Here is a 26,890-nt window from a genome sequence, read left to right as displayed (position 1 = left end):
CAGGCTCAAAGCCTCATCAGAACTGATCCACCGACAAAGCCAGCACGCCTTCGCCGCCTTTCGCGCTGACAATCGAAGCCTCCAGCGCCGGCGCCAGCGGCAACACATGCTCTGCGTAGAACTGCGCGGTCGCGATCTTGGCGCCGTAAAACGCCGGATCTTCGTCGCGTTTGGCGGCTGCCGCGAGCAATGCGCGCGCCATTTGCCAGCCGCCGAGCACGACGCCCGCGAGCTTCAGATAAGGCACGCTGCCGGCAAATACCGCGTTGGGATCGGTTTTGGTATTGGCCAGAACGAAATAGACCGCCTGGCTTAGCGAGCGCTGGCCTTCCGCGAGGTACCGCTTCATCGAGTCGAATGCCGGGCCTTGCTGCGCGCCGAGCAATTCGACCGTTTCCGCGATGCCCGCGAGCAGCGACTTCGCGACCTTGCCGCCATCGCGCAAGGTCTTGCGGCCAATCAGATCGTTCGCCTGAATCGCGGTCGTGCCTTCGTAGATCGGCAGAATGCGGGCATCGCGGTAGAACTGCGCGGCGCCCGTTTCCTCGATGAAGCCCATGCCACCGTGCACCTGAACGCCGAGGCTCGCCACGTCGACTGACAGTTCGGTGCTCCAGCCTTTCACGATCGGCACGAGGAATTCGTTGATCGCCTGATGCCCGGCGCGCGTCGCTTCGTCCGGATGACGATGCGCAATGTCGCCGTGCGCGGCCGTGACATAGGCCAGCGCGCGCGACGCCTCGGTGAGCGCGCGCATGGTCGACAGCATGCGGCGCACATCCGGGTGCTGAATGATCGCGACCGACTGTTTCGCGGAGCCATCGACAGGACGGCTTTGCACGCGTTCCTTCGCGTACGCGACCGCCTTCTGATACGCGCGATCCGACACGCCGACGCCCTGCATGCCCACCGCGAACCGCGCCGCGTTCATCATGATGAACATGTACTCCAGGCCGCGATTTTCCTCGCCGACGAGATGCCCGAGCGCGCCGCCGTGATCGCCGAACTGCAGCACCGCGGTCGGGCTCGCCTTGATGCCGAGCTTGTGTTCGATCGACACGCAATGCACGTCGTTGCGCTCGCCGAGCGAACCGTCTTCATTGACGAGAAACTTCGGCACGAGGAAAAGCGAGATGCCTTTCACGCCTTCGGGCGCGTCCGGCGTGCGCGCCAGCACGAGATGGGCGATGTTCTTCGCCATGTCGTGCTCGCCCCACGTGATGAAAATTTTCGTGCCGAACAGCTTGAACGAACCATCGCCTTGCGGCTCGGCGCGCGTGCGGACCAGCGCCAGATCCGAACCCGCCTGCGGCTCGGTGAGGTTCATCGTGCCTGTCCACTCGCCGGAAATCAGCTTCGGCACATAGGTCGCCTTTTGCGCGTCGGAGCCGGCAGTCAACAGCGCTTCGATCGCGCCGTCCGTGAGCAGCGGGCACAGCGCGAACGACAGGTTCGACGCGTTCAGCATTTCCACGCAGGGCGTCGCGATGAGCTTGGGCAAGCCTTGGCCTTCATAGTCGACGGGATGCTGCACACCTTGCCAGCCGCCCTCGGCGAACTGGCGGAACGCCTCCTTGAAGCCGGGCGTCGCGGTGACGACGCCGTCTTTCCAACTGCTCGGATTGCGGTCGCCCTCGACGTTCAGCGGCGCCAGCACTTCCCCGCAGAGTTTCGCCGACTCTTCGAGCACGGCTTGAGCCGTGTCCAGATTTGCGTCCTCGAAGCCTGGCAGCGTCGCGATCCGCTCGAGATCCGCCAGTTCCTTCATCACGAACAGCATGTCCTTGATGGGCGCCGTATAGCTCATGTGTGCTCTCCTCCTGCCTGGATAAAAAAAGGGCGCGGGACGGCTTCGTCCTGCGCCCTCTGTATGCCGCCAAACGCCTTTAGGTGGCTCTTTTTAGATGGCTCTTATATGGCGCAGCCGAGACGCTTAGCCGAGTTCGCTGACAAGTTCAGGCACAAGCGTGAACAGATCGCCCACGAGACCGTAATCGGCGACGCTGAAAATCGGCGCTTCCGGGTCTTTATTGATCGCGACGATGACCTTCGAGTCTTTCATGCCCGCGAGGTGCTGGATCGCGCCCGAAATGCCGACGGCCACATACAGTTGCGGCGCGACGATCTTGCCCGTCTGGCCAACCTGATAGTCGTTGGGCACGAAGCCCGCGTCGACGGCCGCGCGCGATGCGCCGAGCGCCGCGTTCAGCTTGTCCGCGAGCGGCTCCAGAACCTGCGTGTAGTTCTCGCCGTTGCCCAGACCGCGGCCGCCCGACACGATGATCTTCGCCGACGTCAGTTCCGGCCGGTCCAGCTTCGTCACTTCACGGCTCACGAACTGCGAGATGCCCGAGTCAGCGGCGGCTTCGATCTTTTCCACCGATGCGCTGCCGCCTTCCGCCGCGACTGCGTCGAAGCCCGTTGTGCGGACCGTGATGACCTTGATCGGGTCCTGGGATTGCACCGTGGCGATGGCATTGCCTGCGTAGATCGGGCGCTCGAACGTGTCGGCGGAATCCACTGCCGTGATGTCGCTGATTTGCGCGACGTCGAGCTTCGCGGCAATGCGCGGCGCGATGTTCTTGCCGTAAGCCGTCGCGGCCGTGAGGATGTGCGAGTAATCCTTCGCGATGTTCAGCACCGTGGCCTCGACGTTCTCCGCGAGACCTTCGGCCAGTTGCGGTGCGTCGGCGAGCAGCACCTTGCTGACGCCTGCAATCTTCGCTGCGGCATCGGCTGCGGCCTGCGCGTTGTGACCGGCCACCAGCACGTGAATATCGCCGCCGACCTTCTGCGCCGCTGCAATCGTGTGCAACGTGGCGGCCTTGATCGACGCGTTGTCGTGTTCTGCTATTACAAGATTCACCAGATTCGTCATTTCGTCCTTCTCCGCGTGTTGGTGATCAAAGCACCTTGGCTTCGGTCTTCAGCTTCTCGACCAGCGTCTTCACATCCGGCACCTTCACGCCGGCCGAGCGCTTGGGCGGCTCGACGACTTTCAGCGTCTTCAGGCGCGGCGTGACATCGACACCGAGGTCTTCGGGTTTGATCGTTTCCAGCGGCTTCTTCTTCGCCTTCATGATGTTCGGCAGCGTGACGTAACGCGGCTCGTTCAGGCGAAGATCGGTCGTGACCACGGCGGGCAATTTCAGCGACAGCGTTTCCGCGCCGCCGTCCACTTCGCGCGAAACAGTGGCCTTGCCGTCGGCAACCACCACCTTCGATGCGAACGTTGCCTGTGGCAAACCCGCCAGCGCGGCGAGCATCTGGCCGGTCTGGTTCGAGTCGTCGTCGATGGCCTGCTTGCCGAGAATCACCAGTTGCGGCTGTTCCTTGTCGACCAGCGCCTTCAGCAGCTTGGCGACAGCCAGCGGCTGCAGGTCTTCATTCGACTCGATCAGGATCGCGCGATCTGCGCCGATCGCGAGCGCCGTGCGCAACGTTTCCTGCGATTGCGTGACGCCCGCCGACACGGCGATCACCTCGGTCGCCACGCCCGCTTCGCGCAGACGCACTGCTTCTTCAACCGCGATTTCGTCGAACGGATTCATCGACATTTTCACGTTCGCAATGTCGACGCCCGTGCCGTCCGACTTGACGCGGACCTTCACGTTGTAATCGACCACTCTCTTGACTGGCACCAGGATTTTCATGCACACGCTCCAAAGTTACGAATACGTCAACCCAACGAACATTATAGCGACTGGCCTTACGCCAGCCGGTGTCGGGAGTGGTTTAGCACGAGGATATCGCTCCTCGGCGGCGTGACGGCAATATCGAACGATCGTTCTATTTTAAACTCGAAAAAACCCGGGCGACAACCCCGGGTTCTGACTTGCGACTCTAAATTCCATATCGCCGACGTGTCTTGCAATATCGAAAGCCGTCCGGTCACCAGGCCGTGATCACCGAGCCGCCGAACCTGCTTTCGACAAACTGCTTCACTTCCGGCGAATGATAGGCGGCGATCAGCTTCGCAACCCACGGCTTGTTCCTGTCCGCCTCGCGGATCGCGATGATGTTCACGTACGGACCTTTCGGGTCTTCGATCGCGATCGCGTCCTGCTTCGGCTTCAGCCCCGCTTCCATTGCGAAGTTGGTGTTGATCGCGGCGGCGTCCACGTCGTTGAGCGAGCGCGGAATCTGCGCGGCGTCGAGTTCGACGATCTTCAGCTTCTTCGGATTTTCGACGATGTCGAGCGGCGTCGCCTTCAGACCCGCGTCGGCGCGCAGCTTCAGGAGCCCTTGCTTTTGCAGCAGCAGCAGCGCGCGGCCGCCGTTGGTCGGATCGTTCGGCACCGCGATCTTCGCGCCCGGCTGCAGTTCGGCCAGCGTCTTCAGCTTCTTCGAGTAGATTCCCATCGGATACGTGACCGTGTCGGCGATACGAATCAGCTTGTAGCCGCGATCCTTCACCTGCGCCTGCAAATACGGGTCGTGCTGATAGCTGTTCGCGTCGAGATCGCCGGCGGCGAGCGCCGCGTTCGGCTGCACGTAATCCGAGAATTCGACGATCCTGATGTTCAGGCCGTTCTTCGCCGCGACCGTCTTCACGACTTCCATGATCTGCGCGTGCGGACCGCCGGTGACACCGACCTTGATCGCGTCTTCGGCGTGGGCCGCGTTGGCGGCGATGAGCGAGGCGGCCCCGAGTGCCGCGGCCAGCTTGAGAATGAAACGACGTTGCATGATGGACCTTTGATTATTTATGGCTCAGACGGCGCACGAGCCAATCCCCGAATGACTGCACCAACTGCACGAAGACGATCAGAATCACCACGACCGTCAACATCACTTCCGGCAGGAAACGCTGATACCCGTAGCGAATGCCCAGGTCGCCGAGACCGCCGCCGCCGATCGCGCCGGCCATCGCCGAATAGCCGACCAGCGAGACGAAGGTGATCGTCAAACCGGCCACCACGCCAGGCAACGATTCCGGCAGCAGCACCTTGAACACGATCTGGCCGGTGGTCGCGCCCATCGCCTGCGCCGCCTCGATCAGGCCGCGATCGACCTCGCGCAATGCGGTTTCGACGAGACGCGCGATGAACGGCGCCGCGGCGATCGTCAATGGCACGACGGCCGCCGCCGTACCGATCGACGACCCCACGACGAGGCGCGTGAACGGAATCACGGCCACCAGCAGAATGATGAACGGCGTGGAACGCACGGCATTGACAATCACGCCCACCACACGATTCACCGCGAGGTTCTGCAACACGCCCTGGCGGTCCGTCAGATACAGCAGCACGCCGAGCGGCAAGCCCACCAGTGCGCCGATCAGCCCGGAGATGCCCACCATGACGAGCGTCTCCCAGAACGACTGGACGAACATATCGAACATTTCACTCAACATACGAAAGCTCCTCCACCACCACACCTTGTTCGCGCAGATACGCGAGCGCCTGCGCCACTTTCGTCGGTTCGCCGCCCGCGAGCACCGCGAGCGAGCCGAACGCCTGCCCCTGGATCTCGTCGATCTGGCCATGCAGGATGTTGAAGTCAAGCTCGTACCGGCGAATCGTCTCCGAGAGAATCGGCTGATCGACGCCCGAGCCGGTGAACGCGAGCCGCAGCAAGTGACCGCTGCCGGTTTTCAAACGCGCGGCGACGCGCGCCTTCATGGCGGGCGGCAACTCCTGCGCGATCACGTCGCCGATCAGCGCGCCCGTCACTTCGTGATGCGGTTGCAGGAACACGTCGATCACCTTGCCTTCTTCGACCACGCGGCCGGCGTCGAGCACCGCGACGCGGTCGCAGACCTGCTTGATCACGTCCATCTGATGCGTGATCAGCACGATCGTGAGGTTCAGTTCGCGATTGATGCGCTTGAGCAGGTCGAGAATGGCGCGCGTGGTTTCGGGATCGAGCGCGGAAGTCGCTTCGTCGGAAAGCAGCACTTTCGGCTTGCTCGCCAACGCGCGCGCGATGCCCACGCGCTGCTTCTGCCCGCCGCTGATCTGCGCCGGATAACGGTCTTTCTGCGCGGACAGACCGACGAGTTCGAGCAGCGGCAGCACGTTTGCCTCGATTTCGTCGCGCTTCATGCCCGCGAGTTCGAGCGGCAGGGCGACGTTCTCATACACCGTGCGCGACGAAAGCAGATTGAAGTGCTGGAAGATCATGCCGATCTCGCGGCGCGCCTCGCGCAATTGCGCGGCGGGCAGCGTGGTCAGATCGCGGCCGTCGACGACGATATTGCCTTCGGTCGGACGCGTCAGCAGATTGATGGTGCGCACGAGCGTGCTCTTGCCCGCGCCGCTGCGGCCGATGATGCCGAACACCTCGCCCGCCGGGATCGACAGATTGACGTTGTGCAGCGCCTCGACCCAGCCCCGGGGCCCGGCAAACCGCTGGGAAATATTGCGTATTTCGATCATGGAAAAACGAAACGGCGGACTTTGCCGACGAGCGTCGTGCGCTCCCGACAAGCGGCCGCCGTCACTTTTATTGGGATTTGAGCCGGCAATTTTACCCCAGCGGCGACATTCCCTTTAATAATCAATTTCGATCTTTTCATAACTTGCGGAAATTAGAGGAGCATCTAAAACCGCGCGTGGGCACGCGCAGGTTCAGCCGGTCTATGATCTGGCGGAACAAAAAATTACGGATACGCCGCCTATGGAGACCTCGCCCCACCCCACTCGCGCCGGCCGGCGCGGCGCGGACAACGCGGAGCCGCTTCGCGCGTCGATCGTCACAGCGGACGGCCTCGACTTGCCGCTCTACCGCTGGCGCACCGAAGGGACGCCGCGAGCCGTCGTTGCGCTGCTCCACGGACTCGCCGAACACGCGGGCCGCTACGCCGCGCTGGCCGGCCGGCTCAACGCCGCGGGCATCGAACTGCTGGCCGTCGATTTGCGCGGCCACGGCCACGCGCCGGGCAAACGCGCGTCGATCGAACGATTCGACGATTACCTGCTGGACGCGCAGACTTTGCTCGATGCCGCCGCGCCCACGCACGCGCCGCTCTTTCTGATGGGCCACAGCATGGGCGGCGCCGTGGCCGCGCTGTACGCAATCGAGCGTCTCGACGCCATCGGCCAACCCTTGAGCGGGCTGATTCTTTCGAGCCCCGCGCTGGCGCCGGGCCGCGACGTGCCTCGCTGGATGCTCACGCTAAGTCAGGTAATCAGCCGTCTCTGGCCCGGCTTTCCGGCGATGAAAATCGACGCGTCGCTACTCTCGCGCCTGCAAGCCGTGGTGGACGCCAATCGCAACGATCCGCTCGTGCATCACGGCGCCATTCCGGCGCGCACCGGCGCTGAACTGTTGCTCGCGATGGCGCGTATCGAGCGCGGCCGCGCGGCGCTGCGCCTGCCGCTTCTGGTCTATCACGGCACCGCCGACAAGCTCACCGAACCGCAAGGAAGCCGCGACTTCGGCGAGCACGCCGGTTCGCCGGACAAGACGCTGCGGCTCTACGACGGCAGCTATCACGAGACGATGAACGATTCCGACCGCGAGCGGGTGATCGGCGATCTGATCGAGTGGATCGACCAGCGAATTCGATGAGCGAGCGCGCTAACGCTGCCAGCCGGGCGGGCGCTTGTCGATGAACGCCTGCACGCCTTCGAGCGCGGAGTCGTCCATCATGTTGCAGGCCATGGTCTGGCCCGCGAGCTGATAAGCGGCCTCGATGCCCATTTCGAGTTGCCGGTAGAAGAGGCCCTTGCCGGCGCGCACGGCTTCGACGGGTTTCGCGCAAATGCTGGTGGCGAGCGTGGCGAGTTCGGCGTCGAGCGAGTCGGCGGGCACGACGCGGTTGACGAGGCCCTGCCGCCTGGCCTCGGCGGCGTCGATGAAATCGCCGGTCAGCAGCATTTCGAGCGCCGCCTTGCGCGACAGGTTGCGCGACAGCGGCACCGAGGGCGTCGCGCAAAAGAGTCCCAGATTCACACCCGACACGGCGAACCGCGCGGTGTCCGCGGCGACCGCCAGATCGCACATGGCGACGAGCTGGCAGCCAGCCGCCGTCGCGATGCCGTGCACCCGCGCGATCACCGGTTGCGGCAGACGCTGGATCGTCAGCATGAGCTTCGTGCAGCGGGCGAACAACTGCTGGTAATAAGCGAGCGACGGCGCCGCACGCATTTCCTTCAGATCGTGTCCCGCGCAGAACGCGCGCCCCGCTCCGGCGATCACGACCACGCGCGCCTCCGTTCGCGCGACCGCGCTCAACGCGTCCTGCAGCGCATCGAGCAACGCCTCGGAGAGCGCATTGAAGGCGCCGGGCCGGTTCATCGTGAGAAGAACGACGCCCGGCACGCCATACGCGTCGTTTTCGATTTCGATCAGTGAAACGCCCGGCGCGTCGGCATTCATGGGTTTGCTCCTCGTTGAGTGACGGAGGGGCCGCCGCGCGTGCGTCGCGGCCGCCCGTCAGATGTCTGCCAGCGCGCGCACGTGAGCCACCACGCTGCGCCCGAGCGCGGACAGGTTGTAGCCGCCTTCCAGGCAACTCACGATGCGTCCGTGCGCGTAGCGTTTTGCGATCTCGCGCATCTGGTCGGTGATCCAGACGTAGTCGTCTTCGACGAGGCCCATGTTGCCGAGGTCGTCTTCGCGATGCGCGTCGAAGCCCGCGGAGATGAACAGCATCTCCGGCTTGAATTCATGGAGACGCGGCAGCCACAGCATGTCCACGGCCTCGCGCACGGCCATGCCTTTCGAGCGCGCCGGCATCGGCACATTGCACATGTTGCGCGCCTGGTGGTCCGCGCCGGTGAACGGATAAAACGGATGCTGGAAGATGCTGCACATCAGCACGCGCTCGTCGCCGGAAAAAGCCGCCTCCGTGCCGTTACCGTGATGCACGTCGAAATCGATGATCGCGACGCGCTGCAAACCATGCACCTCGAGCGCATGACGCGCGGCAATCGCGACATTATTGAAAAAGCAGAAACCCATTGCGCGTGCCGGTTCCGCGTGATGACCGGGCGGGCGCACGCTGCAGAACGCGTTGTCGAAGCGGCCTTCGATCACCGCGTCGGTGGCGGCGACCGCGGCGCCGGCCGCGCGCAATGCGGCCTGCCACGTATGCGGATTCATCGACGTGTCCGGGTCGACTTCGGCGTGTCCTTCGAGAGGCGCCAGATTGCGAATGTAGTCGACGTGCGCCTGCGTATGCACGCGCAGCAGCGCGGCTTCGTCGGCGAGCGGCGGCGATTCGCGCTCGATCAGGGCGTCGATGCGGCTCGCGATCAATTGATCTTCGATTGCCTGAAGCCGTGCGGGACATTCGGGATGCCATTGCCCCATGTCGTGCAGCAGACAATCGGCGTGGGAATAGAAGCCAGTTGCCATGATTCTCTTCTGCGGCGCGACGCCCTGAAGGCGTGCGCGGCGTGTCTCCATCCACGGGCGCGCGCCCACGGCGCGCCAACATTCGCCAAGTTACCACACGATGCGCCTGTGACGCGTCCAGCACAGTTTTGCAAGAGGCCTCGGGTATACTGCCCCGATCCGTTTTCCTTCTCTCGTCGTCTCTTCGCACTGCGCTTCCAGCTCACTATGACCGTCAAGCTTGCTCTGTCCGCACGAAACCGGCTCAGCACCCGAACTCTCGCCGTCACACTCTCCGTCGCATCGTGCATGTTCATGGCAACTACGCCGGCTCTCGCGCAGAACGCCGGTAAAAAGCCGCCGGTGCTCGTCGCGCAAAGTCAGCCGCAAACCGCGGTCACGCAAGGGCAGACCTTCGAAGAAGAAATCATTCCGCAGCGTTACGCGAACAACGCGAGTGTCGACGCGTTCATCAACGACATGGTCGCGCGCTACGACTTCGACCAGTCCTCGCTTCATGCACTCTTTGCCCGCGTGAGTTATTCGGCGACCGCGGTGAGGCTGGTGACGCCGTCGCCCTCGCCTTCGGTGAAGAACTGGCGCGTGTATCAGTCGCGCTTTCTGGATCAGGTGCGCATCAATGCGGGCATCCGCTTCTGGCGCGCGAATCAGGCCACGCTGCAGCGCGCGTATGAAGAGTTCGGCGTGCCGCCGGAAGTGATCGTCGGCATTCTGGGTGTGGAAACGATCTACGGGCGTTTCATGGGCAACTTCCGCGTGCTCGATGCGCTGACCACGCTGTCGTTCGACTATCCGGGCACGTCCAATCGCGCGGATCGCCAGGCGACCTTCCGCAAGAATCTCGAAGACTATCTGGTGTGGACGCGCGATTCGCAAATCGATCCGACCACGGTGCTCGGCTCGTACACCGGCGCGATCGGCATTCCGCAGTTTCTGCCGAGCAGCATCGTGCAATACGCGGTGAGCTATGACGGCAAGAAGCCGATCGATCTGCGCACGAGCCCGGCGGATGCCATTGGCAGCGTGGCGAATTATCTGCGTCAGAATGGTTGGGAAAACGGCCGGCCGGTCGTGTGGAAAATCGGCACGGATGCCGGCAGTCTGGGCGTCGCGCAAGCCGCCGCCGACGGTCAGCCGGAACCGCATTGGCCGCTCGACCAGTTGCTGCGCGCGGGGCTCCTGCTCAATGAGCCAAACGTGAATATCGCGTCGGAGGCGGGAACGCCGGTGACGGTGGTCGACCTGCCGTCGCCAGGACGCGGCACCGAATTCATGCTGGGCCTGAAGAACTTCTACGTGCTCACGCGCTACAACCGCAGTTTCTTTTATGCGCTCGCGGTCTACCAGTTGGGACAGCGCATCAAGTCGCAAATGGAAGCGAGCGACGCCGCGAATGGCAACGCCAACGGGGGCAACAACGCTGTGCCGGCAGGGGCGGCTGCCGAATAAAAATCGTGATGCGGACGCTGCGCCCGCTCATATAAAAAAAGCGCCGGCCCCGGCGCTTTTTTATTGGCTCGCGTCATGTCGCGCGAGCGCGCAACGTGTGCGTGTGCTTACGCGGGGAACACGCCCGTGGACAAGTAACGGTCGCCACGATCGCAAACAATGAACACGATGGTCGCGTTCTCGACCTGACGCGCGATACGCAGCGCCACCTCGCACGCGCCGCCCGACGAGATGCCCGCGAAAATGCCCTCGACCGACGCGAGACGGCGCGCCATGGCCTCGGCGGCGGCCTGGCTCACGTTCTCGATACGATCCACGCGGCTGCGGTCGAAAATCTTCGGCATATACGCCTCGGGCCATTTGCGGATGCCCGGAATACGCGAGCCTTCCTCGGGTTGCGCGCCGATGATCTCGATGGATTGATTCTGTTGCTTCAGATATGTGGACACGCCCATGATCGTGCCCGTCGTACCCATGGACGACACGAAGTGCGTGATGCGCCCTTCCGTATCGCGCCAGATTTCCGGACCCGTACCCTCGATATGCGCCGCCGGATTGTCCGGATTGCCGAATTGATCGAGGATGATGCCCTTGCCGTCGCGCTGCATCTGCTCCGCGAGATCACGCGCGTACTCCATGCCGCCGGTCACGGGCGTGAGGATGATCTGCGCGCCGTAGGCGGCCATGCTCTGACGGCGCTCCACCGACAGATCTTCCGGCATGATCAGGACCATCTTGTAGCCGCGCACCGCGGCCGCCATGGCGAGCGCAATGCCAGTGTTGCCGCTGGTCGATTCGATCAGCGTGTCGCCCGGCTTGATGCGGCCGCGCGCTTCCGCCTTCTTGATCATCGACAACGCCGGGCGGTCCTTCACCGAGCCGGCGGGATTGTTGCCCTCAAGCTTGGCGAGAACCACGTTGTTGCGGCTGCGGATCTCCTCGTCGGTGACGCGGACGAGTTGCACGAGCGGCGTATTGCCGATGGTGTCTTCAATCGTTTTGTAAGCCATATAGGTTGGGGAGTTGTCGATGCGTGAAGAGTCTGATCCGTCGATTCTAAACCACCGTGCGCGCCGCTGCCGCGCAGCCCTTCTGCCTGCATGGATGCACGTACTCGCCACGCAGAAAGCCCGCGGCTGAGTACCGCGGGAGCCAGTCATACGAATGACAGCTTAAGGAGCGCTGTTCGCGGCTCCGGCCATGAAGGGGTTACGGATGGCAAATCACGCGCGCCGCGCGCGATGCGCCTCAGGCTACTTCTTCACCGCCACTGTGGCGCCGCTCTTCGCCGTATTGGCCGCGACAGCCGCGCCCTTGTTTTGTGAAGACGCCGCAACCTGCGGGCCAGCAGCCGCGCCAGCCGGACCGACAGCGAGACCCTCCGCCTGCAGGCGCTCGACGGTATGCCCGCCCATGCCCTTGACGCGCTTGCCGAGATCGGCCGGGTCCTTGAACGGACCATGCGCTGCACGCTCGTCGAGAATGGCCTTCGCTTTGGCCGGACCGATGCCCTTGATGCCGCGCAGCGCGTCTTGATTAGCCGTGTTGACGTCGACCGACGCATACGCGTGACCGAAAGCGGCCAGCATGGCCGCGGTAACCAGAATTTTTCGAAACATATGGAATCTCCCTCGTACAACCGGTTGGCGACATCACCAACCGGGAGATTCCAGTTTAAAGAGGTATCCGTACTAATTACACCTGGCCGGATAGCCAACGCACGTAACGGTCGACGCCTTCCTGCACGCTCAGGAACGGCGCGTCGTAACCGGCTGCGCGCAGCCTGGACTGGTCGGCTTGCGTGAAGCACTGGTATTTGCCGCGCAATGCATCGGGGAACGGAATGTATTCGATCAACCCGCGTTGCACCTGATCCGCGAGCGAGAGCGGCGGCTCGTTGTTCAGCGAGCGCAACGTGTTGACCACCGTGCTTGCAATGTCGTTGAACGGCTGCGCGCGGCCGCTGCCCAGATTGAAGATGCCGGACTTGCCCGGATTGTCGAAGAAGAACAGGTTGACCTTCACGACGTCTTCAACGGAAACGAAGTCGCGCGTCTGTTCGCCCGCCGCGTAGCCGTTGTATTCGCCGAACAGCTTGACCTTGCCCTCGGCGCGGAACTGGTTGAAATTGTGAAACGCCACCGACGCCATGCGCGCCTTGTGCGTTTCGCGCGGCCCGTAGACGTTGAAGTAGCGGAAGCCGGCAATCTGGCTTTTCGCGGTGGGCAGCACGCGGCGAATCACCTGGTCGAACAGGAATTTCGAATAGCCGTACACGTTGAGCGGCCGTTCGACTTCGCGCTCTTCGACGAAACGGCTGGAGCCGCCATACGTCGCGGCCGAAGACGCGTACAGGAACTGGACGTTCTGCGCGAGGCAGACATCGAGCACGTCGCGGCTGTAGCGGAAGTTGTTGTCCATCATGTAGCGGCCGTCGGTTTCCATCGTGTCCGAGCACGCGCCTTCGTGAAAAATCGCGCGCACGCGGCCGAAGTCGCCGCGCCTGAATCGTTCGACGAACTCGGTCTTGTCCAGGTAGTCGTCGATTTCGCAGTCCACGAGGTTCTTGAACTTGTCCGCGCGCGTCAGATTATCGACGGCGATGATGCGTTGTTCGCCGCGCTCGTTGAGCGCTTTCACGAGGTTACTGCCGATAAAGCCGGCCGCGCCGGTGACGATGAGGGTCATGATGGTCCCGCCGTAGTGAGGCTTGCATGGGATCGGAGCCGGCGCGAGAGGCGCACGCTCCGATCGACAGGTTCAGTTGACGCCCCGCCGCTCCTTTCACGCCGCGCTCAAAGGCTTGCGACGAAGGACCGGACGGGCCGTATCAATGAAAGAGTTCGTCGTAATCGACAGTGGCCGTGCCGAGTTTGCCGACCACGATGCCGGCCGCGCGATTGGCGAGACCGACCGCTTCGACCAGCGTGAGACCCGCGCCCAGCATGGTCGCGAGCGTGGCGATCACGGTGTCGCCCGCGCCCGAAACATCATACACTTCGCGCGCGACGGCCGATGCGTGCAGGATGCCGTCGTCGGCAAAGAGCGTCATGCCCTCTTCCGAACGCGTGAGCAGCAATGCCTTGAACTCGAGATCCGCGCGCAGTTTGTTCACGCGCTCGATCAGATCTTCTTCCGATTTCCACTGGCCGATCACCTCGCGCAATTCCGCGCGGTTCGGCGTGATCAGCGTGGCGCCGCGATAACGCTCCCAGTCGTCGCCCTTCGGATCGACCAGCACCGGCTTGCCGGCGGCATGCGCTTTCGCGATCATTTGCGTGACGTGCGTGAGACCGCCCTTCGCGTAATCGGACATCAGGATCACGTCGTGCGAGGGCAGCAGTTCGTCGAAGCGCGCAAGGCCGGCGAGCAGCACTTCATGCGCCGGCGAGTTCTCGAAATCGACGCGCAGCAACTGTTGCTGACGCGACAGCACGCGCAGCTTGATCGTGGTGAGGAGCGCCGGATCGCGTTCGAGATGCGGGTTCACGCCGCTCTCGCCGAGCAACTGCACGATGCGTTCGCCCGGTTCATCGTGTCCGACGACACACAGGAGACCCGCCTGCGCACCGAGCGCCGCCGCATTGCGCGCGACGTTGGCCGCGCCGCCAAGCCGGTCTTCCTGACGCTGGACGTGCACGACCGGCACCGGCGCTTCCGGCGAAATGCGATTGACGTCGCCGAACCAGTAACGGTCGAGCATCACGTCGCCCACCACCAGAACGCGCGCGGCGGCGAGTTGCTCGCGCGGCACGACGGCCAGTTCAGGCGCCGGCGTGGCCGTGGCGGAACCTCGCACCGGTTCAGGCATCGGCCGGAAGTTCAGAGGGTTGTGCATAAGGACGTCCAATCGAGTGATAGTCGATGCCGAGTTCCATCATGGCATCCGGCTCGTAGAGATTCCGGCCGTCGAAAATGACCGGCGACTTGAGCACCGACTTCATATGCACGAAGTCCGGGCTCTTGAACTCCTTCCATTCGGTGACGACCACGAGGGCGTCGGCGCCCGTGAGAGTTTCGTCCTGCGTGCCCGTGAAAGTGAGACGTGCGAGCTGGTCCGGCGCGTCATGCAGATCCATGGCGAAGACGCGGCGCGCTTCGTCCACCGCGACCGGATCATACGCGCGCACGTGGGCGCCGCGCGACAGCAGTTCCGCGATTACGCGGCGGCTCGGCGCCTCGCGCATGTCGTCGGTATTCGGCTTGAATGCGAGGCCCCACACCGCGAAGGTGCGGCCGCTCAGATCGTTGCCCCATTTGTGCGCGATCTTCTGCACGAGCAGATCTTTCTGCTTGTAGTTCACTTCCTCGACCGCTTCGAGGATGCGCAGATTGTGGCCGCTTTCGGTGGCGGTGCGGATCAGCGCCTGCACGTCCTTCGGGAAGCACGAGCCGCCGTAGCCGCAGCCGGCGTACAGAAAGTGATAGCCGATACGCGGATCCGAACCGATTCCGCGACGCACCGACTCAATGTCCGCGCCGACGCGGTCGGCGAGATTCGACATTTCGTTCATGAACGAGATGCGCGTGGCCAGCATTGCGTTGGCCGCGTACTTCGTGAACTCGGCCGAGCGCACGTCCATATACAGCGTGCGTTCGTGATTGCGGTTGTACGGCGCGTACAGGCGTTTCATCAATTCGCGCGCGCGCAGGCCGGCCTTGTCTTCGTCGATGCCGAGCACGATGCGGTCGGGCCGCATGAAGTCGTCGACCGCCGCGCCTTCCTTCAGGAATTCGGGATTCGAGACCACCGAGAAGCGGTGCTGTTCGCTACCGGTGAGCCCACGTTTCTCAAGCTCTTCTTCGATCACCGCGCGCACGCGCTGCGCCGTGCCGACCGGCACCGTCGACTTGTCGACAATCACCTTGAAACCCTTCATTGAGCGGCCGATGTTGCGCGCCGCTTCGAGCACGTATTGCAGATCGGCCGAGCCGTCTTCGTCGGGCGGCGTGCCGACCGCAATGAATTGCACGTCGCCGTGCGCGACGCTCGCTTCGATGTTCGTGGAAAACTGGATGCGTCCGGCCGCGCGCGTGCGCGCGATGATTTCCCGCAGGCCCGGCTCGTGGATGGGCACGCCGCCGTTGTTGAGGATCTCGATTTTGCGCGGATCGACGTCGAGACAGAAGACGTCGTTGCCGATTTCAGCGAGGCAAGCGCCCGTGACGAGGCCGACATAGCCGGTGCCGATAATAGTAATTTTCATACGCTTTCCGCTAGAAGGTTCAGGTGATAATTTCCGGCAACGAAGCCGGTCATGAACACGATGCCAAATCCGTCCGGCGTCAGTTCGACGCGGTAATCGGTTCGACCCGGCGCGGCGCGTAGGTTTCCCAACCGCTGCAACCCGGGCACTGCCAGTAGAAAAGCCGCGCCCTGAAACCGCAATCCTGGCACGTATAGCGCGGCAGATTTTTGGTGCGCTGACGAATCAGCGTGCGCATCAGTTCGAGTTCGCTGCGCCGCGGCTCTTCCGCGACGGCTTGCTGTGCTTCGAGCAGCCGCGTCATGCCGGCCAGATTCGGCGACTTCTGCATTTGCGAGCGCGCGAGCGCATGCGCCGCCTCGGGCCCGCGCAGCGAAGCGACGTGCTGATACGCGACGTCGAGCAGATCGTTGGTCGGATAGCGATCGACCCAGCTCGTCAGCAGGTCCGCGCCTTCCTGGGCGCGGCCGAGCGCCTCGTAAGCCTTCATCAGCTTTTCCGCGACGAGCGGCAGATAAGCCGGGTTCTGTTCCTCGACGCGGAGCCATTGCGCTATCGCCGCTTCCGGCGAACCTGCGGAGGCATCGACGTCGCCGAACAGAATCGTCGCGCGCACGTTGGTGGAATTGGCCTTGAGCGCGAAGCCGAGCTGCCGGCGCGCTTCTTCGGGATTTTTCTGTTGCAGCGCTTCCTGCGCGAGTTCGCAATGGAACTGGGCGATTTCCTTGTCGAGCGATTCGGCGCCCATCGTTTCCAGATGACGCGCGGTGTCGATCGACTTGATCCAGTCCTTCTCGATTTCGTAGATGGTGAGGAGCGCCCGCTGCGCGCCCAGCGCGTAGTCGCCGGTTTCGAGCGCACGGAATGTTTCCTCCGCGCGGTCCAGCAAGCCGGCCTTCAGGAAGTCCTGCCCGAGTTCAAAGAGCGCGTGATCGCGCTCGCTCACCGGCAGATCGGCGCGGCTCAGAAGATTCTGATGCACGCGAATCGCGCGGTCCGTTTCGCCACGGCGCCGGAACAGATTGCCGAGCGCGAAATGCAGTTCGACGGTTTCCGGATCGAGCTTGACGACTTCGATAAATGCGTCGATCGCCTGGTCCGGCTGCTCGTTGAGCAGGAAGTTCAGGCCGCGGAAATAGGAACGCGGCAGATTGGCGCTTTCTGACAGCAGCGTCTTGAGGTCGTAGCGTGCAGCCATCCAGCCGAACGCGAATGCGACGGGTATGACGAGCAGCCACCAGAAGTCTAGATCCATGCGATGAATGCGAATGAGCCGAAAGGCGGAAATAGGATGCCGCGCCCGATGTGCGCGGCGAACGACACAATCAGATCAGCGGCGGAAGCGGCGGCTGCTCGACGACTACCGGCGCCTCGCGGGCCACGCGCAACTCGCGCTTGAGCCGGCCGTTTTCCATGCGCAGGCGGACCATGGCCGGCATCGACGAAACCAGCCCGGCGAGCAAGCCCACCACGAAGAACGCGAGGCCGATCAGGATGAGCGGCGCCGACCAGGCATAGCCAGCGAGGAAATTCAGCGTAGCGGGTTGTGTATTGGAGAGTGCGAGAACCAGCAGCAGCACGAAGACCAGTACACGGATCAGCCAGACGATAAATTTCATGAATAGATCTCTTGACGGCAGTTGGTGTGACGCCGGCCAGATGACGCGTCGCGCCACGGTGTTTGCCCGCGCCGAAGTGACCCGTATTGTAATTGAAGCCCTCGCGGCTGGGCAGCAACTGGCAAATTGCGGACTTACAGAAAAACAGCGACGAACCGGCGAACGGATACGTGAACCAATAGGCGCGGGAAAAGCGGACAAACCTGCGGACGAAAAAAAAGCGCCCAAGGGCGCTTTTTCTAGTCTTTTGCCGACTGGCGTTGGCTGCTCATGCCGCCAATGCCGTGCTGCAAAAACGCACAGCGGGCGACTACAGATCGTCATCCGGCTCGTCGGCCTTCAACGGCTCGCCTGCCTGACGATCTACCCGCTCGCGCAATTCCTTGCCCGGCTTGAAGTGCGGCACATACTTCTCAGGCACCAGCACTTTTTCGCCCGACTTCGGATTACGCCCGACACGGGAAGGACGACGGTTCAGGCCGAAGCTGCCAAAACCTCGAATTTCAATGCGATGACCTTTGGCAAGCGCCTCGGACATTGCATCAAGCATCGTCTTCACCGCGAAATCCGCGTCTTTTAATACAAGTTGCGGAAACCGCGTAGCCAGTTGGGCGACCAATTCCGATTTGGTCATACTGCAGCAGACCTCTCAAGAAAACGCCGGGCCGCCCCCAGTTTTCCGCTCCGCAGAAAAACCCCTTGACGATGATTCCCGTCAAAGAACCTGGCGCGACGCGCCAGGTTTGGGGGCGCTCCTCAATTACTGGTTCTGACCGTCGAGCTTGGCCTTCAACAGCGCGCCGAGGTTGGTCGTGCCGGTGGCAGCCGCGCTGGAATCCGACGAAGCCAAGCCGCGAATCGCTTCCTGTTGCTCAGCCGAGTCCTTGGCCTTGACCGACAGGTTGATGCCGCGCGACTTGCGATCGATGTTGATGATCATCGCGTTGACCTTGTCGCCTTCCTTCAGCACGTTGCGAGCATCTTCCACGCGGTCTTGTGCGATTTCCGAAGCGCGCAGGTAGCCTTCGACTTCAGCCGACAGCTGAACCACTGCACCCTTCGCGTCCACCGACTTGACCGTGCCGTCGACGATCGAACCCTTGTCGTTCATTGCAACGAAGTTGCTGAACGGGTCGCCTTCGAGCTGCTTGATACCCAGCGAAATACGTTCCTTCTCGACGTCGATGCCGAGAACGATCGCTTCCACTTCGTCGCCCTTCTTGTACTTGCGAACGGCTTCCTCGCCCGTTTCCGACCACGACAGGTCCGACAGGTGCACCAGACCGTCGATGCCGCCCGGCAGACCGATGAAGACGCCGAAGTCGGTGATCGACTTGATTGCGCCTTGCAGCTTGTCGCCCTTCTTGAAGTTGCGGCTGAAGTCGTCCCACGGATTCGGCTTGCACTGCTTCATGCCGAGGCTGATACGACGGCGGTCTTCGTCGATTTCGAGAACCATGACTTCGACTTCGTCGCCCAGTTGCACGACCTTCGACGGTGCAACGTTCTTGTTCGTCCAGTCCATTTCCGACACGTGGACGAGGCCTTCAATGCCCGATTCCACTTCGACGAATGCGCCGTAGTCGGTGATGTTGGTGACCTTACCGAACAGGCGCGTGCCCGACGGGTAACGGCGCGAGATGCCTTCCCACGGATCGTCGCCCAGTTGCTTGATGCCGAGCGAAACGCGGTTCTTTTCCTGGTCGAACTTGAGGATCTTCGCGGTGACTTCCTGGCCAACCGACAGGACTTCGCTCGGGTGACGCACGCGACGCCATGCGATGTCGGTGATGTGCAGCAGGCCGTCGATACCGCCGAGGTCCACGAACGCGCCGTAGTCGGTGATGTTCTTGACCACGCCTTCGACGATCGCGCCTTCCTTCAGCGTTTCGAGCAGCTTTGCGCGCTCTTCGCCCTGGGTTGCTTCGATCACGGCGCGGCGCGACAGCACAACGTTGTTACGCTTGCGGTCGAGCTTGATGACGCGGAATTCCAGCGTCTTGCCTTCGTACGGCGTCGTGTCCTTGACCGGACGCGTGTCGACGAGCGAACCCGGCAGGAACGCGCGGATGCCGTTGACCATGACGGTCATGCCGCCCTTGACCTTGCCCGTGATCGTGCCGGTCACGAGTTCGTTGTTGTCGAGCGCCTTTTCGAGCGACAGCCACGAAGCCAGACGCTTCGCCTTGTCGCGCGACAGGATCGTGTCGCCATAGCCGTTTTCCAGCGCGTCGATCGCGACGGAAACGAAGTCGCCCGCCTGCACTTCTACCTCGCCCGCGTCATTCAGGAACTCTTCGAGCGGGATGTAGGCTTCGGACTTGAGACCAGCGTTGACGACCACGAAGTTGTGGTCGACACGCACGACTTCGGCGGAGATCACTTCGCCGGCGCGCATGTCCTGCTTGGTCAGCGACTCTTCGAACAGAGCCGCAAAAGATTCGGTATTCGGGGTAGAGGTTTGCAGGTCGGACATAAAAATCAAAATTTGCATGGTTCTCGCACTGCCGGCTGGCCGGACGGTCAGCAACTACGGCAAGAATGCAGACGCCACGCGGGGTTAAAGGGTTAAACACAACGCTTCGCGACATTCGCGAAGCACCTACCAACAACGTACTCTTGCTGCGCCCACCGCCGATTCAGAACCCGTACTTCAACGTATTTCAAATCAGCTTTGCAAAACGAGCGCTTCGTACCATTGCACCACCTGCTCGACCGCCTGATCGACCGACAAGGCGGACGTATCGAGCAGCTTCGCATCCGCTGCGGGCTTGAGCGGCGCGACTGCGCGCTGACTGTCACGCTCGTCGCGCTCACGCAAATCCCGGAGCAAGTCATCAATATTAGCAGAAAATCCTTTTTGGATCAATTGCTTATGCCGACGCACCGCGCGGGCCTCCACACTGGCCGTCATGAACACCTTCAAAACGGCGTCCTGGAAGATCACGGTGCCCATGTCGCGGCCGTCCGCGACGAGCCCCGGCTCCTTGCGAAAAGCCCGCTGGCGCGCCACCAGCGCGGCCCGCACGGGCGCGTGCACGGCGATGGCCGACGCGCGGCTGCCGACTTCCTCTGCGCGAATTTCCGCGGAAACGTCCACGCCGTCGAGTTGCGCGAGCCCCTCGCGAAACGTGATGTGCAGATCGTCGATCAGTTTGACAAGGGCTTCCACGTCGTCCGCCGACACCGCGTAGCGAAGGCTGGCCAGCGCGGCGAGCCGGTACAGCGCGCCGCTGTCCAGCAGATGGAGGCCAAGGCTCGCGGCAACCAGCGCGGCCACGGTGCCTTTGCCGGAAGCGCTGGGGCCGTCAATCGTAATGACGGGCGTCTGGTGAAAGGGACGGATCGGTTTCATCGAAAAAGTCGCACGTCGGGCGATTCGTACTCGAATCAGGGTTGGGCGAGCGCCGTGAAGCGCTCGAAATAATCGGGAAATGTCTTGCCGACGCACTTCGGGTCGTTGATCCGGATCGGCACGCCGCCAAGGCTCACGAGTGAAAAACACATAGCCATGCGGTGGTCGTCGTAGGTGTCGATGGCGGCGTTGGCAATCAGCTTCTCCGGCGGCGTGACGACGAGGAAATCCTCGCCCTCCTGCACCTTCGCGCCGACCTTGCGGAGTTCCGTGGCCATGGCCGCGATCCGGTCGGTTTCCTTCACGCGCCAGCTTGCGATATTGCGCAGCGTGGTCGTGCCGTCCGCGAACAGCGCGGCGACGGCGATCGTCATCGCCGCATCGGGAATCAGGTTGAAGTCCATGTCGATCGGGTCGAGCTTGCCGTGGTCGTTGCCGACGCCGCGCACCTCGATCCAGTCGTCGCCCATTTGCAGGTTCGCGCCCATCTTGATGAGCGCGTCCGCGAAGCCGACGTCGCCCTGAATGCTCGCGCGGCCCACGCCTTCCACTTTCAGCGGCCCGCCGCCGAGCGCGCCCGCGGCCAGGAAATACGACGCCGACGAGGCGTCGCCTTCCACCATGATCGTGCCCGGCGACTGATAGCGCTGCCCCGCTGGCACGACGAACTGATGCCAGCCGTTGCGCTCGACCTTGATGCCGAAGCGCGCCATGAGCTTGATCGTGATCTCGATATAGGGTTTCGAGATCAGCTCGCCGTCCACCTGCACGGTACTCACGCCGCTTGCGGTGCGCAGAAGCGGCAGGGTCATCAGAAGCGAGGTCAGGAACTGGCTCGACACGTCGCCGCGCACGGTGATCGGCGCGTCGGCATTGATCTGGCCCGGCCGGATTCGCAGCGGCGGATAGCCTTCGTTCTCTTCGTAGTCGACCCGCGCGCCGATCTGCCGCAAGCCATCGACCAGATCGCCAATCGGCCGCTCGTGCATACGCGGCACGCCGTGAATCCGGTAATTGCCGCCGTTCACGGCGAGCGCTGCCGTCAGCGGACGAACGGCCGTGCCGGCGTTGCCGAGGAACAGATCGGCCGTGCGCGCGGTGAACGCGCCGCGCGTGCCGGTCACGACGCAGGTGTCGCCCTCGCGCTTCAGACGCACGCCGAGCTTTTCGAGCGCGTCGAGCATCACGCGGGTGTCGTCGGAATCGAGCAGGTTCGTGATCGTCGTTTCGCCCTCGGCGAGCGCCGCCAGCAGCAGCACCCGGTTCGAAATGCTCTTGGAGCCAGGCAGACGAACCGTGCCGGACGCACGAGAAAATGGTCCGAGATCGAGGAATTCCATGATTGAGTCCAGTTTCCGGTTATTTGGACGCGTCGCTCTGCGCGACGCCGGCAGCGCGCTGTTCCTGCCACTCGCTGCGCGCCACGCGCGAGCGCGCGAACACGGCTTCGAGCGCCGCGCCGTCGCCGGCTTCAATGGCCGTGCGCAGCCGCGCGAGCACCGCCGTGTAGTCGTCGAGTTCGTCGAGCAGCGCCGCGCGATTCGCGACGCAGACGTCGCGCCACATCTCCGGGCTCGACGCGGCAATGCGCGTGAAGTCGCGGAAGCCACCCGCGGCGAAGGAGAATTTCAGCGCGGCGTCGGGTGAATTGAGAATCTGTTCGACGAGCGCGAACGACAACACATGTGGCAAATGGCTGACAGACGCGAACACGCGATCGTGCTGGTCCGGCGCCATCTCCCGCACGAGCGCGCCGCTCGCGCGCCACATGGCCGCGATGCGTTCAACTGCCTGCGGTGCATTTTCCCGCAATGGACACAACACGACATTGCGGCCGATATAAAGATCGGGCAACGCGGCCTCGACGCCGCTTGCCTCGCGCCCGGCAATCGGATGCCCGGGCACGAACTGGCCGATCCGCGCGCCGAGCGCGGCGCGCGCGGCGGCGACCACGTCGGACTTGGTGCTGCCGGCATCGGTCACGATGGTGTTCGCGTCGAGAAACGGCGCGATGCGTTCGAGCAGAGGTTGGGTCTGAGCGACGGGCGCCGCGAGCAGCACGACGTCGGCGCCTGCCAGCGCAACGCGCAACGCAGCGTCGTCGTTCAGGGGCGCGGCGCTGTCGATCACGCCGAGTTCCAGCGCGCGGGCGCTCGACGCAGCCGAACGGCCGACACCGACCACGGTGCGCGCCCCGTCCGCTTCGCCACGCTCACGCAGCGCGCGCGCGAGCGATCCGCCGATCAGGCCGACACCGAAAATCACCAGTTTGTTAAAAGAGAACGCGGCCACGTCGGTCACACAAAAAGCGCGCTTTTCATCTCGATGAAGCGCGCGGGTCAAAAATCGCCGCTTAGACGGCGGCGAGAGTTTTTTCGAGCGCCGCGATGAACGCTTCGTTTTCTTCCGGCAGCCCGATGGTCACGCGCAGCCACTGCGGCAATCCGTAATTGCCGACCGGGCGCACGATCACGCCCTCTTTCAGCAATTCGAGATTCACGCGATTGCCCGCCGCGTCGTCGTTGCCCACGCGCACCAGCACGAAGTTGCCGTTCGACGGCACGTATTCGAGGCCGAGCTTCTCGAACGCTTCGGTCAGACGGCGATAGCCCTGTGCGTTCAGCGCCGCGCTCTTTTCCAGAAACGCCTGGTCGTTGAGCGCCGCAATGGCGGCCGCTTGCGCGAGCGTGTTCACATTGAACGGCTGACGCAGACGGTTCAAAAGATCGGTCAATTGTGGCTGCGCAATCGCGAAGCCGACGCGCAAGCCCGCGAGGCCGAACGCCTTCGAAAAGGTTCGCGACACCAGCAGATTCGGGTAGCGGCGCACCCACTCGATCGAGTCATAGCGCTTGTCGGCCGGCAGATATTCCGTGTACGCCTCGTCCAGCACGACGACGACATGGCGCGGCACTTTGTCGAGAAACGCTTCGAGTTTCGGGCCTTCGATGAACGTGCCGGTCGGATTATTCGGATTAGCGACGAAAACGAGGCGCGTGTCGTCGGTGATCGCGGCCAGCATGGCTTCCAGATCGTGGCCGTACTTCACAGCCGGCACGACGATCGCGCGTGCGCCCAAGCCTTGCGTGGCCAGCGCGTACACCGCGAACGAGTACTGCGCGTAGACAATGGACTGCCCTTTCTCGACGAACGCATGCGCGGCGATTTCGAGAATGTCGTTGCTGCCGTTGCCAAGCGTGATCCAGTCGGACGGCACACCGTAGCGCGCACTCAACGCGGCCTTCAGCTCGAACGCGTTCGCATCCGGATAGCGGCCCAGCTCGCTCGCGGCTTGCGCCATGGCGCGTTGCGCCGATTCGGGCATGCCGAGCGGATTTTCGTTCGACGCCAGTTTCACGATGTTCGCTTCCTGCAGCCCGAACTCGCGCGCCACCTCCGAAATCGGCTTTCCGGCGATATAGGGCGCAATGGCGCGCACGTAAGAAGGACCGAAGGACGTTGTCATGAAATCTCCGAACGATTATTAGAAAAGTCGCGGCTGATGCGCCGGCGCACGGTTTGAATGACGTCGGCTCGCCGTGCGATGCCGGTCAGCGCGCACGCGGATACGAGCCCAGAATTTTCAGGAATGCGGCCTTCTCGCCGAGTTCGGTCAGCGCGGCGGCCACTGCCGGATCGTCCCGATGTCCTTCGACGTCGATATAGAAGTTGTACTCCCACGTGCCCACGCGCGCGGGACGCGACTCGAAACGGGTCATGGAGACGCTATGGCGCGCGAGCGGCTCCAGCAGCTTGAACACGGCGCCCGGCTCGTTCGGCACCGACACGATCAGCGACGTCTGGTCATGGCCGCTCGCGCCGGTGCGCTCCTTGCCGATCATCACAAAGCGCGTGCGGTTATGCGGGTCGTCCTGGATCAGCGCGTAGGCGACTTGCAGGCCGTAGTGCGTCGCGGCGCGGTCGCCGGCGATCGCCGCAACGGTCGGATCTTCCGCTGCCATGCGCGCCGCCTCGGCGTTGCTCGACACGGCCTGGCGCTCCAGGTGCGGTGCGTTGGTCGCGAGCCAGCGCTGACATTGCGCGAGCGCCTGCGCGTGCGCGCAAACGCGTGTCACTCCCGTGAGCCCGCCGTTCAGCGTCAGCAGATTGTGATGAATCGGCAGGGCCAGCTCGCCGCCGATGGTCAGTTGCGTTTGCAACAGCAGGTCCAGCGTGCGCGACACCGCGCCTTCGGTCGAGTTCTCGACCGGCACGACGCCGAATTCGGCAGCGCCCGCTTCGACCGAACGGAATACTTCGTCGATCGACGGACACGGCAGTCCTTCGATCGACTGGCCGAAGTACTCGTGCATGGCCTGTTCGCTGTAGGTGCCGACCGGCCCGAGATAGGCTGCCTTGATGGTTTTCTCGAGCGCGCGGCTCGCCGCCATGATCTCGCGCCAGATCGCGCTAATGTGCTCGCTCGCGAGCGGCCCTTCGCTCATGTCCTGCAAACGCGCGATCACCTGCTGTTCGCGCTCGGGACGGAACACCGGCGCGTTGAAATGCTTCTTGACCTCGCCCACTTCCAGCGCCACCGCGGCGCGCTGATTGAGGAGCGCGATCAACTGCGCGTCGAGCGCGTCGATGCGTTCGCGAAGAGGTTTGAGTCGAGTATTGAGTTCGTCGTCCATGCGTGAAAACGGTCCTGCCGGGTAACTGCTGGAAAGGATGCGCGGGCCGAATGCCGAAGCACTCAGGCACTGCGCTGTTCGAATTCCTTCATGTATTCGACAAGCGCTTTGACGCCTTCGAGCGGGACGGCGTTATAAATCGACGCCCGCATGCCGCCGACGGACTTGTGGCCCTTTAGCTGCACCATTCCCCGCGCTTTCGCGCCGGCCAGGAAATCTTCGTTGCGCGACTCGTCGGCGAGGAAAAACGGTACGTTCATCCGCGAGCGCGAGCCGCGCTCGACCTTGTTCAGATAGAAGCTGCTCGAGTCGATCGCGTCGTACAACAGCTTCGACTTTTCGAGGTTACGCGCTTCGATCGCAGCCAGGCCGCCCTGCTTTTTCAACCACTTGAACACCAGCCCCGCGATGTAGATCGCATACGTGGGCGGCGTGTTGTACATCGAATTATTTTCGGCGACGGTCTTCCATTCGAACGCCGACGGGCAAATAGCCAGCGCGCGGTCCAGCATGTCCTCGCGCACGATCACGACCGTGACGCCCGCCATGCCGATATTCTTCTGCGCGCCACCGAACAGCACGCCGTATTTGGCGATGTCCATGGGACGCGACAGAATGTGCGACGACGCGTCGGCCACCAGCGGAATATTGCCGAGGTCAGGAATCTCGAACGTCTCGACGCCGTGAATCGTCTCGTTCGTGCATAGGTGCACGTAGGCGGGATCGTCCGACAGTTGCCATTCGGAAAACGCGGGCGCGCGCGTGAAACCCTCTGGCGTCTGGCCGCTTGCGGCAAGATGCACCGTGCCGTATTTTTGCGCTTCCTTGAACGACTTTTGCGACCACGATCCGGTAACGACGAAATCGGCGCGCGGCTTGGCGCCGAGCAGGTTCATCGGCACGATTGCGTTTTCGCCGAGACCACCGCCTTGCAGGAACAGAATGCGATGACTCGCGGGCACGGCCAGCAAGTCGCGCAGATCGACGAGCGCTTCCTCGTGAATCGACATGAATTCTTTCCCGCGATGGCTCATTTCCATCACGCTCATGCCACTGCCTTGCCAGTTGAGCATCTCGTCGGCTGCCTGACGCAGCACTTCTTCGGGCATGGCCGCGGGGCCGGCGGAGAAATTAAAGACGCGCATCGTGAGATCCTGAAAGCGGCGCGAAAACGAAAGATCGCGCAAAAGTCGGCGAAATGGCCGCCGCGAAAACAACCTGCCGGAAACGGACTACGGCATTTAACCGAGGGAAACTGCCCACGCCGACCGAGTGTGCGGGCTGATAAAACTGTCGCCACATCGACCATTTGGCGTCGAA

Annotated in this window: 25 protein-coding genes; 2 read left to right on the top strand and 23 right to left on the bottom strand. The window is 63.0% G+C overall.

The window, feature by feature from the left end; all coding sequences use genetic code 11:
* Positions 1 to 16: 16 nt before the first annotated feature.
* From VOM14_RS06605 to VOM14_RS06580, 6 genes are all read right to left on the bottom strand, one after another.
* A complete protein-coding gene (locus VOM14_RS06605; RefSeq protein ID WP_327627925.1) occupies positions 17 to 1,807 on the bottom strand; it encodes an acyl-CoA dehydrogenase in 1,791 nt (596 codons plus the stop codon).
* 126 nt (positions 1,808 to 1,933) lie between these two features.
* Positions 1,934 to 2,869 carry an electron transfer flavoprotein subunit alpha/FixB family protein gene (locus VOM14_RS06600; RefSeq protein ID WP_327628117.1) on the bottom strand — a complete coding sequence of 312 codons (936 nt, stop codon included), beginning with the start codon at positions 2,867 to 2,869 and terminating at the stop codon, positions 1,934 to 1,936.
* 34 nt (positions 2,870 to 2,903) lie between these two features.
* Positions 2,904 to 3,653, bottom strand: coding sequence for an electron transfer flavoprotein subunit beta/FixA family protein (locus VOM14_RS06595; protein ID WP_327627924.1), 750 nt, complete (start codon positions 3,651 to 3,653; stop codon positions 2,904 to 2,906).
* Positions 3,654 to 3,891: 238 nt separating this feature from the next.
* Positions 3,892 to 4,689 carry a MetQ/NlpA family ABC transporter substrate-binding protein gene (locus VOM14_RS06590; RefSeq protein ID WP_327627923.1) on the bottom strand — a complete coding sequence of 266 codons (798 nt, stop codon included), beginning with the start codon at positions 4,687 to 4,689 and terminating at the stop codon, positions 3,892 to 3,894.
* Positions 4,690 to 4,702: 13 nt separating this feature from the next.
* The gene (locus VOM14_RS06585; protein ID WP_327627922.1) at positions 4,703 to 5,356 is read right to left on the bottom strand and encodes a methionine ABC transporter permease; all 654 of its coding nucleotides are present in this window, start codon (positions 5,354 to 5,356) and stop codon (positions 4,703 to 4,705) included.
* The gene (locus VOM14_RS06580; RefSeq protein ID WP_327627921.1) at positions 5,346 to 6,380 is read right to left on the bottom strand and encodes a methionine ABC transporter ATP-binding protein; all 1,035 of its coding nucleotides are present in this window, start codon (positions 6,378 to 6,380) and stop codon (positions 5,346 to 5,348) included. The genes VOM14_RS06585 and VOM14_RS06580 overlap by 11 nt, the downstream gene beginning before the upstream one ends.
* A 241-nt stretch (positions 6,381 to 6,621) precedes the next feature.
* Between VOM14_RS06580 and VOM14_RS06575 the strand changes: the two genes are divergently transcribed.
* Complete coding sequence (locus tag VOM14_RS06575; RefSeq protein WP_327627920.1) at positions 6,622 to 7,515, top strand: alpha/beta hydrolase; 894 nt, start codon at positions 6,622 to 6,624, stop codon at positions 7,513 to 7,515.
* Between the two features lie 9 nt (positions 7,516 to 7,524).
* Here the strand turns inward: VOM14_RS06575 and VOM14_RS06570 are convergent, their stop codons facing one another.
* Together VOM14_RS06570 and VOM14_RS06565 are read right to left on the bottom strand one after the other, a co-directional pair.
* Positions 7,525 to 8,325 carry an enoyl-CoA hydratase gene (locus VOM14_RS06570; protein WP_327627919.1) on the bottom strand — a complete coding sequence of 267 codons (801 nt, stop codon included), beginning with the start codon at positions 8,323 to 8,325 and terminating at the stop codon, positions 7,525 to 7,527.
* Positions 8,326 to 8,382: 57 nt separating this feature from the next.
* Positions 8,383 to 9,306: a histone deacetylase family protein gene (locus VOM14_RS06565; RefSeq protein WP_327627918.1), complete on the bottom strand. Its 924-nt coding sequence runs from the start codon at positions 9,304 to 9,306 to the stop codon at positions 8,383 to 8,385.
* Positions 9,307 to 9,594: 288 nt separating this feature from the next.
* Here VOM14_RS06565 and mltB point away from each other — a divergent pair, with 288 nt between their 5' ends.
* Entirely contained in the window at positions 9,595 to 10,755 is a 1,161-nt protein-coding gene (mltB, locus tag VOM14_RS06560) for a lytic murein transglycosylase B (RefSeq protein WP_327627917.1), read from the top strand.
* A 107-nt stretch (positions 10,756 to 10,862) separates the two neighbouring features.
* On the opposite strand, the gene cysM is transcribed toward mltB, so the two are convergent.
* The 15 genes from cysM to serC all read right to left on the bottom strand — a co-directional run bounded on the left by cysM (position 10,863) and on the right by serC (position 26,715).
* Positions 10,863 to 11,765, bottom strand: a complete 903-nt coding sequence (gene cysM, locus VOM14_RS06555) for a cysteine synthase CysM (RefSeq protein WP_327627916.1) — start codon at positions 11,763 to 11,765, stop codon at positions 10,863 to 10,865.
* A 243-nt stretch (positions 11,766 to 12,008) separates the two neighbouring features.
* Positions 12,009 to 12,374, bottom strand: coding sequence for a ComEA family DNA-binding protein (locus VOM14_RS06550; protein ID WP_327627915.1), 366 nt, complete (start codon positions 12,372 to 12,374; stop codon positions 12,009 to 12,011).
* Between the two features lie 76 nt (positions 12,375 to 12,450).
* Positions 12,451 to 13,443 carry an ADP-glyceromanno-heptose 6-epimerase gene (gene rfaD, locus VOM14_RS06545; RefSeq protein ID WP_327627914.1) on the bottom strand — a complete coding sequence of 331 codons (993 nt, stop codon included), beginning with the start codon at positions 13,441 to 13,443 and terminating at the stop codon, positions 12,451 to 12,453.
* Positions 13,444 to 13,585: 142 nt separating this feature from the next.
* A complete protein-coding gene (gene rfaE1, locus VOM14_RS06540; protein WP_327627913.1) occupies positions 13,586 to 14,593 on the bottom strand; it encodes a D-glycero-beta-D-manno-heptose-7-phosphate kinase in 1,008 nt (335 codons plus the stop codon).
* Positions 14,559 to 15,962, bottom strand: a complete 1,404-nt coding sequence (locus VOM14_RS06535) for a UDP-glucose dehydrogenase family protein (protein ID WP_327627912.1) — start codon at positions 15,960 to 15,962, stop codon at positions 14,559 to 14,561. Before VOM14_RS06535 ends, rfaE1 begins: the two co-directional genes overlap by 35 nt.
* Before the next feature lie 79 nt (positions 15,963 to 16,041).
* A complete protein-coding gene (gene lapB / locus VOM14_RS06530) occupies positions 16,042 to 17,217 on the bottom strand; it encodes a lipopolysaccharide assembly protein LapB (RefSeq protein ID WP_327627911.1) in 1,176 nt (391 codons plus the stop codon).
* A gap of 70 nt (positions 17,218 to 17,287) precedes the next feature.
* Positions 17,288 to 17,581: a LapA family protein gene (locus VOM14_RS06525; RefSeq protein ID WP_327627910.1), complete on the bottom strand. Its 294-nt coding sequence runs from the start codon at positions 17,579 to 17,581 to the stop codon at positions 17,288 to 17,290.
* Between the two features lie 310 nt (positions 17,582 to 17,891).
* Positions 17,892 to 18,215 carry an integration host factor subunit beta gene (locus tag VOM14_RS06520; protein WP_327627909.1) on the bottom strand — a complete coding sequence of 108 codons (324 nt, stop codon included), beginning with the start codon at positions 18,213 to 18,215 and terminating at the stop codon, positions 17,892 to 17,894.
* 126 nt (positions 18,216 to 18,341) lie between these two features.
* Positions 18,342 to 20,075, bottom strand: a complete 1,734-nt coding sequence (gene rpsA, locus VOM14_RS06515; protein ID WP_327627908.1) for a 30S ribosomal protein S1 — start codon at positions 20,073 to 20,075, stop codon at positions 18,342 to 18,344.
* A 174-nt stretch (positions 20,076 to 20,249) separates the two neighbouring features.
* Positions 20,250 to 20,936, bottom strand: coding sequence for a (d)CMP kinase (cmk, locus tag VOM14_RS06510; RefSeq protein ID WP_327627907.1), 687 nt, complete (start codon positions 20,934 to 20,936; stop codon positions 20,250 to 20,252).
* A 35-nt stretch (positions 20,937 to 20,971) separates the two neighbouring features.
* Positions 20,972 to 22,276, bottom strand: coding sequence for a 3-phosphoshikimate 1-carboxyvinyltransferase (gene aroA, locus VOM14_RS06505; RefSeq protein ID WP_327627906.1), 1,305 nt, complete (start codon positions 22,274 to 22,276; stop codon positions 20,972 to 20,974).
* Positions 22,277 to 22,295: 19 nt separating this feature from the next.
* Positions 22,296 to 23,237 (bottom strand): prephenate dehydrogenase, encoded by a 942-nt coding sequence (locus VOM14_RS06500; protein WP_327627905.1) that lies wholly within the window; start codon positions 23,235 to 23,237, stop codon positions 22,296 to 22,298.
* A gap of 52 nt (positions 23,238 to 23,289) precedes the next feature.
* Positions 23,290 to 24,402: a histidinol-phosphate transaminase gene (hisC, locus tag VOM14_RS06495; RefSeq protein WP_327627904.1), complete on the bottom strand. Its 1,113-nt coding sequence runs from the start codon at positions 24,400 to 24,402 to the stop codon at positions 23,290 to 23,292.
* Positions 24,403 to 24,487: 85 nt separating this feature from the next.
* Complete coding sequence (gene pheA / locus VOM14_RS06490; RefSeq protein ID WP_327627903.1) at positions 24,488 to 25,570, bottom strand: prephenate dehydratase; 1,083 nt, start codon at positions 25,568 to 25,570, stop codon at positions 24,488 to 24,490.
* 62 nt (positions 25,571 to 25,632) lie between these two features.
* Positions 25,633 to 26,715, bottom strand: a complete 1,083-nt coding sequence (gene serC, locus VOM14_RS06485; protein ID WP_327627902.1) for a 3-phosphoserine/phosphohydroxythreonine transaminase — start codon at positions 26,713 to 26,715, stop codon at positions 25,633 to 25,635.
* Between the last annotated feature and the right edge of the window lie 175 nt (positions 26,716 to 26,890).

It is taken from the genome of Paraburkholderia sp. MPAMCS5 (assembly GCF_036016995.1).
Classification (GTDB): Bacteria; Pseudomonadota; Gammaproteobacteria; order Burkholderiales; family Burkholderiaceae; genus Paraburkholderia.
This window is presented reverse-complemented; position numbering and strand designations above follow the sequence as displayed.

What these genes read in the sequence shown, in the direction of transcription:
- VOM14_RS06605 (WP_327627925.1), bottom strand. Translation starts at nt 1,807, where the DNA reads ATGAGCTATACGGCGCCCATCAAGGACATGCTGTTCGTGATGAAGGAA.
- VOM14_RS06595 (WP_327627924.1), bottom strand. Translation starts at nt 3,653, where the DNA reads ATGAAAATCCTGGTGCCAGTCAAGAGAGTGGTCGATTACAACGTGAAG.
- VOM14_RS06590 (WP_327627923.1), bottom strand. Translation starts at nt 4,689, where the DNA reads ATGCAACGTCGTTTCATTCTCAAGCTGGCCGCGGCACTCGGGGCCGCC.
- VOM14_RS06585 (WP_327627922.1), bottom strand. Translation starts at nt 5,356, where the DNA reads ATGTTGAGTGAAATGTTCGATATGTTCGTCCAGTCGTTCTGGGAGACG.
- VOM14_RS06580 (WP_327627921.1), bottom strand. Translation starts at nt 6,380, where the DNA reads ATGATCGAAATACGCAATATTTCCCAGCGGTTTGCCGGGCCCCGGGGC.
- VOM14_RS06575 (WP_327627920.1), top strand. Translation starts at nt 6,622, where the DNA reads ATGGAGACCTCGCCCCACCCCACTCGCGCCGGCCGGCGCGGCGCGGAC.
- VOM14_RS06570 (WP_327627919.1), bottom strand. Translation starts at nt 8,325, where the DNA reads ATGAATGCCGACGCGCCGGGCGTTTCACTGATCGAAATCGAAAACGAC.
- VOM14_RS06565 (WP_327627918.1), bottom strand. Translation starts at nt 9,306, where the DNA reads ATGGCAACTGGCTTCTATTCCCACGCCGATTGTCTGCTGCACGACATG.
- mltB (WP_327627917.1), top strand. Translation starts at nt 9,595, where the DNA reads ATGTTCATGGCAACTACGCCGGCTCTCGCGCAGAACGCCGGTAAAAAG.
- cysM (WP_327627916.1), bottom strand. Translation starts at nt 11,765, where the DNA reads ATGGCTTACAAAACGATTGAAGACACCATCGGCAATACGCCGCTCGTG.
- VOM14_RS06550 (WP_327627915.1), bottom strand. Translation starts at nt 12,374, where the DNA reads ATGTTTCGAAAAATTCTGGTTACCGCGGCCATGCTGGCCGCTTTCGGT.
- rfaD (WP_327627914.1), bottom strand. Translation starts at nt 13,443, where the DNA reads ATGACCCTCATCGTCACCGGCGCGGCCGGCTTTATCGGCAGTAACCTC.
- rfaE1 (WP_327627913.1), bottom strand. Translation starts at nt 14,593, where the DNA reads ATGCACAACCCTCTGAACTTCCGGCCGATGCCTGAACCGGTGCGAGGT.
- VOM14_RS06535 (WP_327627912.1), bottom strand. Translation starts at nt 15,962, where the DNA reads ATGAAAATTACTATTATCGGCACCGGCTATGTCGGCCTCGTCACGGGC.
- lapB (WP_327627911.1), bottom strand. Translation starts at nt 17,217, where the DNA reads ATGGATCTAGACTTCTGGTGGCTGCTCGTCATACCCGTCGCATTCGCG.
- VOM14_RS06525 (WP_327627910.1), bottom strand. Translation starts at nt 17,581, where the DNA reads ATGAAATTTATCGTCTGGCTGATCCGTGTACTGGTCTTCGTGCTGCTG.
- VOM14_RS06520 (WP_327627909.1), bottom strand. Translation starts at nt 18,215, where the DNA reads ATGACCAAATCGGAATTGGTCGCCCAACTGGCTACGCGGTTTCCGCAA.
- rpsA (WP_327627908.1), bottom strand. Translation starts at nt 20,075, where the DNA reads ATGCAAATTTTGATTTTTATGTCCGACCTGCAAACCTCTACCCCGAAT.
- cmk (WP_327627907.1), bottom strand. Translation starts at nt 20,936, where the DNA reads ATGAAACCGATCCGTCCCTTTCACCAGACGCCCGTCATTACGATTGAC.
- aroA (WP_327627906.1), bottom strand. Translation starts at nt 22,276, where the DNA reads ATGGAATTCCTCGATCTCGGACCATTTTCTCGTGCGTCCGGCACGGTT.
- hisC (WP_327627904.1), bottom strand. Translation starts at nt 24,402, where the DNA reads ATGACAACGTCCTTCGGTCCTTCTTACGTGCGCGCCATTGCGCCCTAT.
- pheA (WP_327627903.1), bottom strand. Translation starts at nt 25,570, where the DNA reads ATGGACGACGAACTCAATACTCGACTCAAACCTCTTCGCGAACGCATC.
- serC (WP_327627902.1), bottom strand. Translation starts at nt 26,715, where the DNA reads ATGCGCGTCTTTAATTTCTCCGCCGGCCCCGCGGCCATGCCCGAAGAA.